The sequence below is a fragment of the Actinoplanes sp. NPDC051405 genome (genome assembly GCF_055586185.1).
Genome location: NZ_JBVJIR010000004.1, coordinates 297,864 through 312,333, shown reverse-complemented (window position 1 = coordinate 312,333; position 14,470 = coordinate 297,864). Strand labels below are relative to the sequence as shown.

Genomic DNA, 14,470 nt, shown 5'->3' with positions numbered 1-14,470 from the left:
GCGGGGCGCCGGCCGATCGCGGGGCGCCGGCCGATCACGGGGCGCCGGCCGATCACGGGGCGCCGGCCGATCACGGGGCGCCGGCCGATCACGGGGCGCCGGCCGATCACGGGGCGCCGGCCGATCACGAGGCGGCGGCCGATCACGAGGCGGCGGCCGATCACGAGGCGGCGGCCGATCACGAGGCGGCGGCCGATCACGAGGCGGCGGCCGATCGCAAGGCGCCGGCCGATCACTAGACGGCGGCCGATCGCGAGGCGCCGGCTGACCGCGAGGCGGCAGCCGATCGCGAGGCGGTTGTGACGCCTGAGCCTGTGACCTGACAGACCTTGCCGGGTACCCCCAGGGGGTATACCTTGACTCCCGGAGGTGGCCACGATGAATTCTGTAGACAGTGAGGGCCGGGCCCAGGGCCCGACCACGGCGGTCCACGAGCACCACCACGACGGCAACCACAGCGACGGCCACGGCGATCACGACCACCAAGCCGGCCACGGCGATCACGACGACCAAGCCGGCCACGGCGGGCATCAGGGCCATGACAAGCACGCCGGCCACGACCCCGAGATGTTCCGGCGCAAGTTCTGGCTGAGCCTCGCCCTCACCCTGCCGATCGTGCTCACCAGTCACATGGTGATGGACTGGTTCGGCTACTCCCTGGACTTCCCCGGGATGAGCCTCGTCGGCCCGGTCCTCGGCACGTTCGTGTTCGGTTACGGCGGGTGGCCGTTCCTGGCCGGCGCCGTCGCCGAGGTTCGGGACCGGGCGCCCGGCATGATGCTGCTCATCTCGATGGCCATCACCGTCGCCTACGCGGCATCGCTGGCCACCAGCTTCGGGGCGTTCGAGCTGGACTTCTGGTGGGAGCTCGCCGCCCTGGTGACCATCATGCTGCTCGGGCACTGGCAGGAGATGAAGGCGATCGGCCAGGCCCAGGGCGCCCTGGCCGCCCTGGCCGCGCTGCTGCCCGATGACGCCGAGCGGATCACCGCCGCCGGCGACGTCGACCGGGTGCCGGTCGCCGATCTGCGGGTGGGTGACACGGTGCTGGTGCGCTCCGGCGCCCGCGTGCCTGCCGACGGTCGCATCGTCGAGGGTTCGGCCGAGCTCGACGAGTCGATGATCACGGGGGAGAGCCGCCCGGTGGCCCGGGCGGCCGGCGATCGGGTCGTGGCCGGCACGGTCGCGACGGACTCCGCTCTTCGGGTACGGGTCGACGCGATCGGTGAGGACACCGCGCTGGCCGGCATCGGGCGTCTCGTCGCGCAGGCACAGGCCTCCAACGGCCGCGCGCAGGTTCTCGCCGACCGGTTCGCCGCGATGCTGTTCTCCATCGCTACGGCCGCGGCGGCGCTCACCTTCGTGGTGTGGTGGCTGCTGGGTGATGTGGACGGGGCTGTGGTCCGTACCGTGACGGTCTTGGTCATCGCGTGCCCGCACGCGCTCGGCCTGGCCATTCCGCTGGTGATCGCGTTGTCCACGGCCGTGTCGGCCAAGGCCGGCATCCTGGTCAAGGACCGGCTGGCGCTGGAGCGGATGCGCACCGTCGACGCCGTGCTGTTCGACAAGACCGGAACGTTGACCAAGGGCGCCCACACCGTCACGGGCATCGCCGTCGCGGACGGTGAGAACGAGGACGACGTGTTGCGCCTGGCCGCCGCGGTCGAGGCGGACAGTGAGCATCCGCTGGCCCGAGCCATCGTCGCGGTCGCCGAGCAGCGCGGACTGCGTGCGTCGGCCCGGGACTTCCGGTCACTGACCGGCCGCGGGGTGCAGGCGGTCGTCGATGACACCGCGTACGCCGTGGGTGGACCGTCCCTGCTGCGTGAGCTGAACGTCGAGGTGCCGGCCGGGTTGCGCCGTACCGCTGAGGAGTGGTCACGGCGTGGCGCCGCGGTCCTGCATCTGCTGCGATTGACGCCTGAGTCCTTCGAAGAAAAACGGCCCGCGGACGGCGGTCCGCAGGTGCTGGGCGCGTTCGCCTTGGAGGACGAGGTTCGTCCCGAGGCGCGCGAGGCCATCGCCGACCTGCGGGCGCAGGGCGTGCGGAAGATCGTGATGATCACCGGGGACGCCCGCCCGGTGGCCGAGGCGGTCGCGGCTGACCTGGGGTTCCGGCCCGGCGTCGACGAGGTCTTCGCCGAGGTGCTGCCGGCCGACAAGGATCGCGCGGTCGCGGAGTTGCAGGGCCGGGGGCTGACCGTGGCGATGGTGGGCGACGGCGTCAACGACGCGCCCGCGCTGGCCCGCGCCGATGTCGGCATCGCCATCGGGGCCGGCACGGACGTGGCCATCGAGTCGGCCGGCGTGGTGCTCGCCTCGTCCGACCCGCGCGGGGTGACCGGGGTGATCCGGCTGTCCCGGGCGTCCTACCGCAAGATGGTGCAGAACCTGGGCTGGGCGGCCGGGTACAACGTCATCGCGATCCCGCTCGCCGCGGGCGTCCTGGCCTGGGCCGGGTTCACGCTCAGCCCGGCGGTCGGCGCCGTGCTCATGTCGGCGTCCACCATCGTCGTGGCGCTCAACGCCCAGTTGCTGCGGCGGGTGCGGCTCACGCCCGGCCCGAGGGTGTGACCCCGGCGGGCTGTTGCCGCAGCTGCGCACGCCGACCGTGGCCGGTCGTGCCGCGCGGCTTGTAGATCGACAGCACCGTGGCGATCAGGAGAAGCACGACGGCGGCAGCGCTGTGCAGCACGGGGGACGGGTCGGCCAGGCCGGCGGTCCCGTCGCTGCCCGGCGCCGCCGCCTCGGCCCGGTCGGCCAGGACGGCGAGCGTGCCCATGTAGAGCAGCAGCACGCCGGTCGCGAAGAGGTTCATCAGCAGCTTGATCAGCACCCAGTAGTGGCGGAACAGGCCCCACGTGGTGCCGAGTGACTGCACCACCCCGGTGGCCAGCGAGGCCACGCTGAGCGGGACGAGCACGTACCAGCCCAGCGGCTCCAGCGTCAGGTGGACCGCGCGGACCAGCTCCCCGTCGTCCGAGCTCAGGCCGATCACGCTCAGCGCCAGGGACGTGACCACCGCGCCGAGCCATCCGACGGAACAGGCGACGTGGGCGACGAGCATCAGGCGCCGCACCGCGGGTGGCATCGTCACGCGGCGGGTCCCGGCCAGGTGCCGGTGTGCCGGCCCGGATCGTGGCCGGTGAACAGCGCGACGAGCACCAGGACGGCCAGCGCGATCCCGACGACGGCGAACACTTTGACCCAGCGTGGCAGCTCGCTCATCACCCCATGAAACCATTTTGCGAGACAGCCTGTCTACTTCAAAGACACCATGACTTCGGTACGGCGTACGTATGCTGACGGGGTGCCGAAGCTGTGGAACGACACGATCGACGGGCACCGCCGTACCGTGCACGCGGCGATCCTGGACGCCGCCGCCGCACTGGCCGCCGAGCACGGCCTGGCCTCGGTCACCATGTCGCAGATCGCCAGCAGTGCCGGCATCGGCCGCGCCACGCTCTACAAGTACTTCCCCGACGTCGACGCGATCCTGGTGGCGTGGCACAAGCGCCAGATCGAGCACCATTTGCAGCAGCTCGTCGCGGCGCGGGACAGCGCCCCGGAGCCCGGCCGGCAGCTCGCCGCGGTGCTCGACGCCTTCGCGCTCATCTCGCACGAGCATCACGGCAAGGATCTCGCGCTCGCTCTGCACCAGCGTGCGCACGTCGGCCGCGCCCACCAGCATCTGCGGGACCTCGTCACCGAGCTGATCAGCCGGGCGGCGGCCGCCGGGGAGGTGCGTGGTGACATCGCCGCGGGGGAGCTGGCCACGTACTGTCTGCATGCCCTGACCGCGGCCAGTGACCTGCCGTCGAAGGCCGCCGTCGGCCGGCTGGTCACGCTCACGCTGGCCGGCCTGCGCCCGGCGGCGTAGCCGGCGAGGCGGCGCGCTAACTTGGACCCCGTGCCGCTAGATGAAGCAGGACAGACCGGGCGATCCGTCCGGTGGCTCCTGCTCGCCTGCACCCTGTTCGGCCTGGCCGCGATGCACACGATCGGCCATGCCGGCATGCGGCTGGAAGCCGCCGGTCACCACCCGGCCACGATGGCCGCGGCCATGCCGAGCGCGACCTGGGCCGAGCCCGCCGCCGCCGTGCGGGAGGCGACCTGGGCCGTGCTCGCCGCCCCCGCGCCAGGCGCGACCTGGGCCGTGCTCGCCGCCCCCGCGCCAGGCGCGACCTGGGCCGTGCTCGCCGCCCCCGCGCCAGGCGCGACCCGGGCCGAGCCCGCCGCCGCCGTGCGGGAGGCGGCCTGGGCCGTGCTCGCCGCCGCCATGCCAGGGGCGACCTCGGCCGAGCCCGCCGGCGCCGGCGGGTGTGATGGCGGATGCGCGCACGGTCCGGGGTCGGCGCCGCACGGCGGGATGGCCGGCTGGAGCGTCTGCCTCGCCGTGCTCGGGGCCGTCGCGACGCTGATCCTGCTCGCGATGCTGGTGGCGCCGTCGCGCCGGCGGGAGCGTCCGGCCTCGGTGGCGGATCCGTGGGCCGTCGTGTCCCGGGGCCCGCCGGTCAGATCCGCCGGACTCGCCGTGGCCGCAGTGTCGGTGCTGCGCATATAGGACGCCGCGTCGCCCACCCCTGTCCCGGGGCGGGCCGCGCTCTGTCCTCGTGCACGTTCACCGATACCGAAAGGCCCTCTTGTGTTGAAGCATTCTGTGTTGCCGCGCCGTGCTCTGCTCGCGGGCGTGACCGCCACCGCGCTGCTGGCGTTGTCCGCCTGCGGTGACGACATGTCGGGTTCCGGCATGGATCACGGCTCGGCCCCGGCCGCGAGTGCCGCGGCCCCCGCGGGGAGTGCGCCGGCCGGCGCCGCGGCGTTCAACGACGCCGACGTGATGTTCGCCCAGATGATGACCGTGCACCACCGTGAGGCCGTCGAGATGGCCGACCTGGCCGGCACGCGCGCCGCGGACGCCGAGGTGACGGCCCTGGCCGCCAAGATCAAGGCGGCCCAGCAGCCGGAGATCAGCACGATGACCGGCTGGCTCGGCGCGTGGGGTCGGCCGGCGCCGGAGCCGGGCATGGCCATGCCGGTCATGGGGCACGGCGCGATGCCGGGCGACATGTCGGCCGCCGACCTGGAGAAGCTGGCGGCCGCCAAGGGTGTGGCCTTCGACAAGCAGTTCCTCACCATGATGATCGCCCACCATGAGGGTGCCGTGACCATGGCGCAGGACGAGCTGAAGGACGGCTCGAACACCGACGCCAAGACGCTCGCCCAGAAGATCGTCACCGATCAGCAGGCCGAGATCGCCACGATGCGGTCGATCCTCGGCCGGTTGTAGGACCGTCGGTCCGGCCGGGCGCCTGAGCGGGTGCCCGGCCGTGCTGGGTGTCACTCCCCATGCCGCTTGATACCCTTGGGGGGTATGGGTAGTGTGAAGGAATGACGACGACAAAGACCTACACCGTGACCGGAATGACCTGCTCGCACTGCGTCGGCGCGGTCAGCGCCGAGGTCGGCCGGCTCCCCGGCGTCACCGACGTGCGGGTCGACCTGGCCACCGGCGCGGTCACGGTCACCAGCGACCAGCCGGCCGACGACGAGGCGGTCGCCGCGGCTGTCGACGAGGCGGGTTACGAGGTGGTGAGGTAGCGATGGGCACCCCACTCAAGCTCGGTTCCTTCGTGCTCGGCCTGGCTGTCGTGTTCTCCGCGGCGTTCGGCCTCGGCAATCTGGCCGACCCGGCCGACAGTGCGACCACCACCACGACGGCCCACAGCGACGGCGGTCACGACAGTGCCGCCGCGGCGGACAGCCCCGGCGAGCACGTTCCGGCCGGCCTCCAGATTGCCCAGGACGGCTACCAGCTCCAGCCGCTCTCCCCGGCCCTGGCCGTCGGCCAGCCGCAGCCGTTCGCCTTCCGGATCACCGGACCGGACGGCGCGCCCGTCACCAGCTACACCATGAGCCATGACAAGGACCTGCACCTGATCGTGGTGCGCCGGGACCTGTCCGGCTTCCAGCACGTGCACCCTGCTCTCGCCGCGGACGGCACCTGGTCGATCCCGCTGGCAGTTCCCGCCGCGGGGCAGTACAGGGTCTTTGCCGACTTCCGGCCCGCGGGGCACGCGGAGGGCCTGACGCTGGGCGCGGACGTGCCGGCGCCGGGCGACTACCGGCCACGGCCCCTGCCCGCGGCGGCACGGACGGCCACCGTCGACGGCTACACCGTCACTCTGGAGGGCGATCTGGTTCCGGGTGCGTCGTCGAAGCTGACGCTGTCGGTCGCCAAGGGCGGCGCGCCGGTCACCGACCTCCAGCCGTACCTGGGCGCGTACGGGCATCTCGTGGCTCTGCGGGCCGGCGACCTCGCCTACCTGCACGTCCACCCCGACGGTGCCCCGGGCGACGGCAAGACCGCTGCCGGGCCGCGGGTCACCTTCTACGCTGAAGTTCCGTCGAGCGGCAGCTACCGGCTGTACCTGGACTTCCAGCACGCCGGCAAGGTACGCACCGCTGAGTTCACCGCCATAGCGGGTACTCCGATGGTGACGCCGGAACCGTCCGTCGCGGGCGGGCACGACACCACCGACCACAGCCACGAGTGAGGGAGAGCAGCCATGGCATCAGGCGCCGAGCCGCTGCTGACGGCACCGAACCGGATCGAGCTGTCGATCGGTGGCATGACCTGTGCCTCCTGCGCGTCGCGGATCGAGAAGAAGCTCAACCGCATGGACGGGGTCACCGCCACGGTCAACTACGCCACCGAGAAGGCCTCCGTCACGTTCCCGGCCGCCGTCACCGCCGATGATCTGATCGCCACGGTGGAGAAGACCGGCTACACCGCCGAGGTGCCGCCCCCGCCGCGTACGGCGGACGGCCCGGCGGAACCGGCGCAGCCGGCCGACGAGTTGCGCGGGTTGCGGACCCGGCTGTGGACGTCGATCGTGCTCAGCGTGCCGGTGATCGCCCTGGCCATGATCCCGGCGCTGCAGTTCACGTACTGGCAGTGGCTGTCGCTGACGCTGGCCGCGCCGGTCGTCGTCTACGGCGGGCTGCCGTTCCACCGGGCGGCGTGGACCAACCTGCGGCACGGCGCCGCCACCATGGACACGCTCATCTCGCTGGGCACCCTGGCGGCGTTCGGCTGGTCGCTGTGGGCCCTGTTCTTCGGCACCGCCGGCATCCCCGGCATGGTCCACCCGTTCAGCTTCGCCGTCACCCGCGGCGACGGCGCCGGCAACATCTATCTCGAGGCCGCCGCCGGGGTCACCACCTTCCTCCTGGCCGGCCGGTACTTCGAGGCCCGCTCCAAGCGCCGCGCCGGAGCCGCCCTGCGCGCGCTGATGGAGCTCGGCGCCAAGGACGTCGCCGTGCTGCGCAACGGCACCGAGACCCGCATCCCCGTCAGTGAGCTCGCGGTGGGCGACCGCTTCGTGGTACGGCCGGGGGAGAAGGTCGCCACGGACGGCGTTGTCGAGGACGGTGTCTCGGCGGTCGACGCCAGCATGCTCACCGGCGAGTCCGTACCCGTGGAGGTCGGCGCCGGGGACACCGTGGTCGGCGCGACGGTCAACGCCGGCGGCCGGCTGGTCGTGCGGGCCACCCGCATCGGCGCGGACACCCAGCTCGCGCAGATGGCGACGCTGGTCGAGCAGGCCCAGACCGGCAAGGCCGCGGTCCAGCGCCTCGCCGACCGCATCTCCGGGGTCTTCGTGCCGATCGTCATCGCTCTCGCCACCGCCACGCTGGGCTGGTGGGTCGGCACCGGCAGCGGCTGGACCGCCGCGTTCACCGCCGCCGTGTCCGTGCTCATCATCGCGTGCCCGTGTGCGCTGGGCCTGGCCACGCCGACGGCGCTGCTGGTCGGCACGGGCCGCGGCGCCCAGCTCGGCATCCTGATCAAGGGGCCGGAGGTGCTCGAGGCGACCCGTACGGTGGACACGGTCGTGCTGGACAAGACCGGCACCGTCACCACCGGCCGGATGACCCTGCTCGACGTCGTCGCCGGCGACGAAGTCGACGCCGACGAGGTGCTGCGCCGGGCCGGGGCTGTCGAGGCCGCGTCCGAGCACCCGATCGCCCAGGCCGTCGCGACCGCCGCCACCGACCGGGTCGGCGTGCTGCCGGCCGTGACCGGCTTCGCCAACCTCGAGGGCCTCGGCGTACGCGGCACCGTGGACGGCGTCGAGATCCTGGTCGGACGGCTGCGGCTGCTGGAACGCGAAGGACTCGACGTCCCGGCCGGCCTCAAGCGGGCTGCCGCCGATGCCGAGGCTGCCGGGCGTACCGCGATCGTGGCCGGCTGGGACGGCCGGGCCCGCGCCGTCCTCGCGGTCGCGGACGCCGTCAAACCGACCAGCCGGCAGGCCGTCGCCGCCCTGCGCGCCCTGGGTCTGACACCGGTGCTGCTGACCGGCGACAACACGACCGTGGCCCGGGCGGTGGCCGCCGACGTCGGCATCACCGAGGTCGTCGCCGAGGTGCTGCCGGCCGACAAGGTCGACGTGGTCAAGCGGCTGCAGGCCGAGGGCAAGGTCGTCGCGATGGTCGGCGACGGCGTCAACGACGCCGCCGCCCTGGCCCAGGCCGACCTGGGCCTGGCCATGGGGACCGGTACCGACGTGGCCATCGAGGCGTCCGACCTCACCCTGGTCCGCGGTGACCTGCTGGCCGCGGTCGACGCGATCCGGCTGTCCCGGCGCACCTTGCGGATCATCAAGAGCAACCTGTTCTGGGCGTTCGCCTACAACATCGCGGCGCTGCCGCTGGCCGCGGCCGGCCTGCTCAACCCGATGATCGCCGGCGCCGCGATGGCGTTCTCCTCGGTGTTCGTGGTGGCCAACAGCCTGCGCCTGCGCCGCTTCGCCGGCGCTGTCTGACCTGCGCGAGAAGGGAGCTATCGCCATGTCCACGAGTTCCACGGCCGCGGCCCGCGCCGGGCTGTGGGCCCTGCCCGCGTACGGGGTGCTGCTGGGCCTGAGCACCGTGACCCACCAGCCCTCGGTCGACGACTTCGACGCCTACGCTCGCTACGTCACGACCGATGTGTTCCTGGTCAGCCATCTCGGTGCCAGCGTCCTCGGCGCCGGCCTGGCCGTCCTCGGCGCGACCGCCGTCACCGCGCTGCTGGTGCACGGCCGGGCCGCGCGCGCCGCGATCACCGGGCTGGTGCTGACCGTGCTGGCCAACGTGTTCCTGGCCGCGGCGTTCGGCAGCGCCGCCTTCGTCCAGCCCGGTATCGGCCGTGCCCACCTCGACGGCGTCGCAGGCATGCCGGATCTGAACGCTGACACCGCGTACGGGCCGGCCTTGTTCGCCACCGCACTGAGCGCCACGTTCCTGCTCATCGTCGCGGCGGGCGTGCTCGGCACCGCCATCGCCCGGACGAACCGGCGGCTGCGCTGGTACGGCGTCGGTTACGCCGTCCTCATCGCGGTCTTCGCCCTGTCCGGCTTCTTCCTGCAGCCGGTCCAGCCGTGGAGTGGTTTCGCCCTGGCCGCGGTAACCGCGGCCCTGGCGATGCGGCTACCGAGGATCGTCACCGCCCACACGTGACCCCCTCTGTCCATGGTGGTCAGAGCTCAGGTGCCGGTTGTGCTTGCGGGTGATGTCGAAGGTGTCCGGGTCGGGGAAGGTCTGCGGGTCGCGGTTGGCCGCCATCAGCGCCATCGGGGCCAGCTCCTCCTGCTCCTCGGGCGTGAGGCGCTGCAGGACCTGGGCCATGTGGCGCCGGGATCGGCATTGTCCGGGAAACGACGGATGCGGCGGTCCATCGTTGGTGGTCAGCGGGCCGAGATCAGGTGGCTCACCTGTGGTGGGCCGTCGGCCAGCGCGTGGGCCCGTTCCTCCACCGCCCGGTCGGCCCCGGTCAGCCGGCCGCCGTGCTGCCGCAGGTGCTCGTCCCAGCTCGGCACCAGGTACGCCTCGACGAAGCGGTCCGGCTGCTCCCCGTCCCGGAACAGGCCCCAGCGCACCGCGCCGGTCCGCAGCCGGCTGCGGCGTACCGCCTCCATCGCCTCGACGAACGCCGCCGCGCGTTCGGGGCTCACCGGATAGCTGGCGGTGACCAGGACCGGGCCGTCCTGGCTGTCCGGGTCCAGCTCCAGGTGCGGCTCGGGCCAGAACACGGCCGGTTCGCGGTTCAGGCCGGTGGTGTCGCGCATCGGCCACCAGCGCAGCGTCGCCGCGCCGGCCAGCATGAGGACGGCGGCGGTCAGGTGCGCGGGCACCAGCCCCCACATGTCCGACAGGGCGCCCCAGGCGAGGGCGCCGGCGGCCTGGGCCCCGGCGAAGACCATCTGGTAGACCGCGAGGCCGCGGGCGCGTACCCAGTTGGGCAGGAACAGTTGCATCGCGGCGTTCACGCTGGACAGCACCATGACCCACGCGACGCCGGCCGGCAACAGCGCCGCGACGACGACGGCCTCGGAGCGGCTCAGCGCGAGGACGGTGAGGACCAGGGCGAAACCCGTGCCGGCGACCAGCAGCAGCCGGTTCAGGGACCAGCGGGCCCGCAACCGGGGGAGCAGCAGCGCGCCGGCCACCGCGCCGACGCCGACCGCGCCGAGCAGGACGCCGTACCCGCCGGAGCCGAGCCCCAGGCGACGGCTGGCGACCAGGGGGAGCAGGGCCCAGAGGGCACTGCCGGGGATCAGGAACAGACCCGCGCGCAGCAGGATGCGGCGGACCACCGGTGAATACCGGACGTAGCGGCCGCCGGAGCGGACTGCTGCGGCGAACCGTTCCGGCGCGGTGCCCATCGTGGCGGCCGGGGGCCGCCAGCGCCACAGGACGAGCGCGAACACGACGAAGGAGAGGGTGTTGAGCGCGAACACCACACCGACACCGGTACGGGCGATCAGCACGCCCGCGACCGCGGGGCCGACCGCCCGGGCCAGGTTCATGCTGATCGCCCCGAGCGCGGAGGCGGAGGCCAGCTGGGGCCGCGGCACCAGCTCGGGGATGACGGCCTGCCAGGCCGGGGCGGTCAGCGCCTGACCGGCGCCGAGCGCGAAGGTGAGCGTCAGCAGCAGGGTCGGCGGCATCCGCTGGACGAACGTCAGCACGGTGAGCAGAACACCCACCGCGACCAGGAACGCCTGCACGCCGATGAGCAGCCGGCGCCGGTCGAAGGTGTCGGCCAGCGCGCCGGACGGCATCGCCAGCAGCACGATCGGCAGGGTGCTGGCGGTCTGGACCACCGCGACCAGGGTGTCGGTCCCGGACTGCTCGACGAGCAGCCACTGGGCTCCGACCGTCTGCATCCACGTGCCGATGTTGCTGGCCAGCAGAGCGAGCCACAGGCTGCGGAAGGCGGCGACGCGCAACGGTGCCCACGCCGAGGGCGGCGCGACCCGGGCGGTGGATGACTGGGCGCTCACCGTACGGGTCTACCCGGGCCCGCCACGCTCTACCGCCGGGCGGGAAATCCTCGATGGGGTGACGGAGCTTGGCGCAGCCGCGCGGCGGGCCTTCTAATGTGTGCCGTGATGGAGTTCAGCCGGCGCGCCGGATGTGTCGTGGCCGGGTTGCTGGTCCTCGGGCTCGTGGCGCTGTTCGCCGCGACCGGCCTGGACACGGCCGACAAGGTCGCCAGCGCGGTCTGTGCCGTGCTCGCCGTGGTGGCGCTCTGCTGGCAGTATCTGGTGTCGCCACCCGGTTCCGGCGCGCCTCCGGTGAGTGTCCCCGGTCCCGGTGCCGTCGCGGTCGGCGGTGACAACAACGCGGAAGTGAGCACCCGGTTCGCCGGCCCGGTCCCGGCGGCGGCATCCGGCGCGAGCGGGCCCGCATCGGTCGTGGTCGGTGGCACGAGCACTGCTGCCATCCGTACCGATGTGCAGTTGTGGCAGTGACGCCCGACCGCGGCCGGGCGGCCCACGCGGCCGGGCCCGGTGCGGTCAGCGTCGGCGGCGACGTGCACGCTCCGATCACCACCCACGTGTACGGCGGCGACGGCCCGATGTTCACCGTCGAGACGCCACCGCCCGAGCTGCCCCACGAGTTCGCGGATCTCGCCGCGTTGCGGGAGCAGCCCAGCAAGCTGCTCAACGCCCGCCGCCGGGTGATCCCGTTCAGCGGCCGGGCCCGGGAGCTCGGCGAGCTGGCGGCCTGGCGTGACCACGGGCCACGGCGAGCGGCCCGGCTGATCTGTGCCGCCGGTGGTGAGGGCAAGACCCGGCTCGCCGCGCGGGCCGCCGAGCTCGCCGCCGCAGCCGGCTGGACGGTCGGCTGGGCGCGGCACCGCACCGACACCCCGGGCGGCGGCGCACCGCTCACCGTGGCCGGCGACCATCCGCTGCTCATCGTCGTGGACTACGCCGAACGCTGGCCGTTGACGCACCTGCAGTCACTGCTGGACCGGTACGCCCGGCACACCGGTCCGCTGCGGGTGCTCCTGCTGGCCCGGTCGCTGAGCTGGTGGTCGGTGGCCGACTCGATCTGCGACAAGCTCGGGATCATCACGGGCGTACCGGTGCCGCTGGAGCCGCTCGCCGGCACCGACGCCGAACGGCAGGCGCTGTTCGAGACGGCCTGCCGGCGCTTCGCCGAGATCTACGGGCTGCCCGCGTCCACGGAATTCGCCGTCCCCGGTGGTCCCGCGGACCGCGCCTACGGCTCAGTGCTGACCGTGCACATGGCCGCGCTCGCCGTCGTCGACGCGAACGCCCAGCACCAGCTGGCCCCGAGGGGCGCGAGGGACCTGTCGCGGTATCTGCTCAACCGCGAGTGCCACTACTGGACCGTGCTGCACGGCGAGCACCGGTCCACCACGGCCGCGCGGGCGGTCTTCATCGCCTGCATCACCGGTGGCCTGCCCCAGCCCGCCGGCGCCGCGCTGCTCACCCGCAGCGGACTGCCCGCGGCCGCCGGCACGAGCGCCCAGCAGATCCTCGACGCCCACGCGCGCTGCTATCCGCCCACCACCGCCGGGACGGTCCTGGAACCTCTGTACCCCGATCGTCTCGCCGAGGACTTCATCGGGCTCACCCTGCGTACCGATCAGCCGGACAGCCTGGCCGACCCCTGGTGCGGCAGCTCGCTCACCGACGTCTTCGCCCGCGAAGCCGGGCGGGTGCCCGGCCATGCGGGCCGCGGGCTGATCTTCCTCGCCGCGGCCGCGGCGACCTGGCCGCACGTCGGTACGGCGCTGCGTACGCTGCTGCACGCCGATCCGTCGCTGGCGGTCGAGGCCGGCGGCCCGGCGTTGCTGGCGATCACCCCGTACGCCGACGCGGAGATCGCCGCGGCCATCAGCCGGCACCTCACCGAGCGCAGCATCGACCTGCACCCGGCGGCCGCCCTGCTCAGCTGCGGCATCCTGCAGGTGTCACTGCTGCTGAACAGCCGCCGGGGCACGTGATGTGGGGGCGCGGCTCGGCGGCCGCGCCCCACCGGTCATGAGGTCGGGTTGTTGACGACGTGCAGGGTCGGTGCGCCGCCCGCGGCCGGCTGGGTGACGGCGTACAGGGTCTCGCTGTCGGGGGACCAGACCAGTCCGCGCGGGGCGAGCACGTCACTGGTGATGTCGATGCGCCGCTCGGGGACGACACCGCCGGTCTCGTAGACGTAGATGTCGTCGCCGCCGGCGCGGACTCCGTTGGCGACGTGGTAGTCGTCGGGCGCCGCGGCGACGGCGACCGGGTAGTACCCGGTGTAGTAGGAGCCACGGCCGGACAGGTCGTCGAGCGCGTACGCCTGGGTCGCGTTGCGGGATCCGGCCCCGGTCAGCAGGGTCTGGCCGTACTTGTCGATGCTGATGTCGTTGAGGTTGCTGCCCGGCGCGGTGCCCGAGGTCCTGGTGGTCAGGTCACCGCTCTCGCCGATGTCGTAGACGTACACCGTGGACAGGCTGAGGTTCAGCTGCGCGGCGACCAGCGGACCGGCGGCGTCGTCGTGGGCGGCGAGCAGCGGTGCCCGCTGGAAGCGGACGTCGCCCTGGGTGTTGAGGTCGATGGTGGGCTTCGGCGGCGTGCTCGGGGTCGGCGAGGGCGACGGCGACGCGGACGGGGACGCGGACGGGTCGGGCTCCACCGGTTCCGGGAACTTCACCCGGCCCACGCCGCCGCTCCAGGTGCCGTCGCAGCCGTGGCCGAACCAGAGCAGCTCGCCGGCCCGGACGAGGTGGGTGGGGCACGTCCGCGCGCCGGTGCTGTAGCGGGCGGTCTCCTTGAGGGTATGGGTGTCGATCACCGAGATCGCGTCGCCGGCGGCCTGGGCGACGTAGAGCTTGTGGTTGTCGGCGTTCAGGGCCAGGCCGGTCGCGCCGTACTGACCGGTGATCGTCTTCTTCACGCGACCCTGGAGGTCGGTGACGACGACGCCGTTGGAGCTGGATCCACCGGAGATGTAGACCTGGTCGTGGTCCTGGTCGACGACGAGGTCACCGAAGGCTGGCAGCCCCAGCTGGTTGTCGAGGGCCTGCGCGGGCCCTCCTGAATAGACGATTGTCGTAACAGCCAGGGCGGCGACGGCCGCACCTGCGAATATGCGGCTGTTCGGCACCTTCATTGATTCCTCC

At 73.0% G+C, this 14,470-nt stretch carries 15 protein-coding genes; 10 read left to right on the top strand and 5 right to left on the bottom strand.

Annotation, left to right across the window (positions count from 1 at the left end):
• The first annotated feature begins 378 nt into the window (after positions 1 to 378).
• Positions 379 to 2,574 (top strand): heavy metal translocating P-type ATPase, encoded by a 2,196-nt coding sequence (locus ACZ6S4_RS11975; RefSeq protein WP_465474931.1) that lies wholly within the window; start codon positions 379 to 381, stop codon positions 2,572 to 2,574.
• On the opposite strand, the gene ACZ6S4_RS11970 is transcribed toward ACZ6S4_RS11975, so the two are convergent.
• The gene (locus tag ACZ6S4_RS11970; protein WP_465475075.1) at positions 2,552 to 3,091 is read right to left on the bottom strand and encodes a DUF2269 domain-containing protein; all 540 of its coding nucleotides are present in this window, start codon (positions 3,089 to 3,091) and stop codon (positions 2,552 to 2,554) included. The genes ACZ6S4_RS11975 and ACZ6S4_RS11970 overlap by 23 nt on opposite strands.
• A 2-nt stretch (positions 3,092 to 3,093) precedes the next feature.
• Positions 3,094 to 3,228, bottom strand: a complete 135-nt coding sequence (locus tag ACZ6S4_RS11965) for a hypothetical protein (protein WP_465474930.1) — start codon at positions 3,226 to 3,228, stop codon at positions 3,094 to 3,096.
• An 82-nt stretch (positions 3,229 to 3,310) separates the two neighbouring features.
• Between ACZ6S4_RS11965 and ACZ6S4_RS11960 the strand changes: the two genes are divergently transcribed.
• The 7 genes from ACZ6S4_RS11960 (at position 3,311) to ACZ6S4_RS11930 (ending at position 9,507) form a co-directional block, all read left to right on the top strand.
• On the top strand, positions 3,311 to 3,880 hold the full coding sequence (locus ACZ6S4_RS11960) for a TetR/AcrR family transcriptional regulator (protein ID WP_465474929.1): 570 nt from the start codon (positions 3,311 to 3,313) through the stop codon (positions 3,878 to 3,880).
• 30 nt (positions 3,881 to 3,910) lie between these two features.
• Complete coding sequence (locus ACZ6S4_RS11955) at positions 3,911 to 4,564, top strand: hypothetical protein (protein ID WP_465474928.1); 654 nt, start codon at positions 3,911 to 3,913, stop codon at positions 4,562 to 4,564.
• Positions 4,565 to 4,663: 99 nt separating this feature from the next.
• A complete protein-coding gene (locus ACZ6S4_RS11950; RefSeq protein WP_465474927.1) occupies positions 4,664 to 5,290 on the top strand; it encodes a DUF305 domain-containing protein in 627 nt (208 codons plus the stop codon).
• A gap of 101 nt (positions 5,291 to 5,391) precedes the next feature.
• Positions 5,392 to 5,601, top strand: coding sequence for a heavy-metal-associated domain-containing protein (locus tag ACZ6S4_RS11945; RefSeq protein ID WP_465474926.1), 210 nt, complete (start codon positions 5,392 to 5,394; stop codon positions 5,599 to 5,601).
• Positions 5,602 to 5,603: 2 nt separating this feature from the next.
• A complete protein-coding gene (locus tag ACZ6S4_RS11940; protein WP_465474925.1) occupies positions 5,604 to 6,557 on the top strand; it encodes a hypothetical protein in 954 nt (317 codons plus the stop codon).
• 12 nt (positions 6,558 to 6,569) lie between these two features.
• Positions 6,570 to 8,831, top strand: coding sequence for a heavy metal translocating P-type ATPase (locus tag ACZ6S4_RS11935; protein WP_465474924.1), 2,262 nt, complete (start codon positions 6,570 to 6,572; stop codon positions 8,829 to 8,831).
• 25 nt (positions 8,832 to 8,856) lie between these two features.
• Entirely contained in the window at positions 8,857 to 9,507 is a 651-nt protein-coding gene (locus ACZ6S4_RS11930; RefSeq protein WP_465474923.1) for a hypothetical protein, read from the top strand.
• On the opposite strand, the gene ACZ6S4_RS11925 is transcribed toward ACZ6S4_RS11930, so the two are convergent.
• On the bottom strand, positions 9,478 to 9,675 hold the full coding sequence (locus tag ACZ6S4_RS11925) for a hypothetical protein (RefSeq protein ID WP_465474922.1): 198 nt from the start codon (positions 9,673 to 9,675) through the stop codon (positions 9,478 to 9,480). The genes ACZ6S4_RS11930 and ACZ6S4_RS11925 overlap by 30 nt on opposite strands.
• Positions 9,676 to 9,734: 59 nt before the next feature.
• The gene (locus ACZ6S4_RS11920) at positions 9,735 to 11,333 is read right to left on the bottom strand and encodes an MFS transporter (protein ID WP_465474921.1); all 1,599 of its coding nucleotides are present in this window, start codon (positions 11,331 to 11,333) and stop codon (positions 9,735 to 9,737) included.
• A gap of 105 nt (positions 11,334 to 11,438) precedes the next feature.
• On the opposite strand from ACZ6S4_RS11920, the gene ACZ6S4_RS11915 reads away from it, so the two are divergent.
• Positions 11,439 to 11,804 (top strand): hypothetical protein, encoded by a 366-nt coding sequence (locus ACZ6S4_RS11915; protein ID WP_465474920.1) that lies wholly within the window; start codon positions 11,439 to 11,441, stop codon positions 11,802 to 11,804.
• Positions 11,801 to 13,312 carry a P-loop NTPase gene (locus ACZ6S4_RS11910; protein WP_465474919.1) on the top strand — a complete coding sequence of 504 codons (1,512 nt, stop codon included), beginning with the start codon at positions 11,801 to 11,803 and terminating at the stop codon, positions 13,310 to 13,312. Before ACZ6S4_RS11915 ends, ACZ6S4_RS11910 begins: the two co-directional genes overlap by 4 nt.
• Positions 13,313 to 13,347: 35 nt before the next feature.
• Here the strand turns inward: ACZ6S4_RS11910 and ACZ6S4_RS11905 are convergent, their stop codons facing one another.
• On the bottom strand, positions 13,348 to 14,460 hold the full coding sequence (locus ACZ6S4_RS11905; protein WP_465474918.1) for a YncE family protein: 1,113 nt from the start codon (positions 14,458 to 14,460) through the stop codon (positions 13,348 to 13,350).
• Between the last annotated feature and the right edge of the window lie 10 nt (positions 14,461 to 14,470).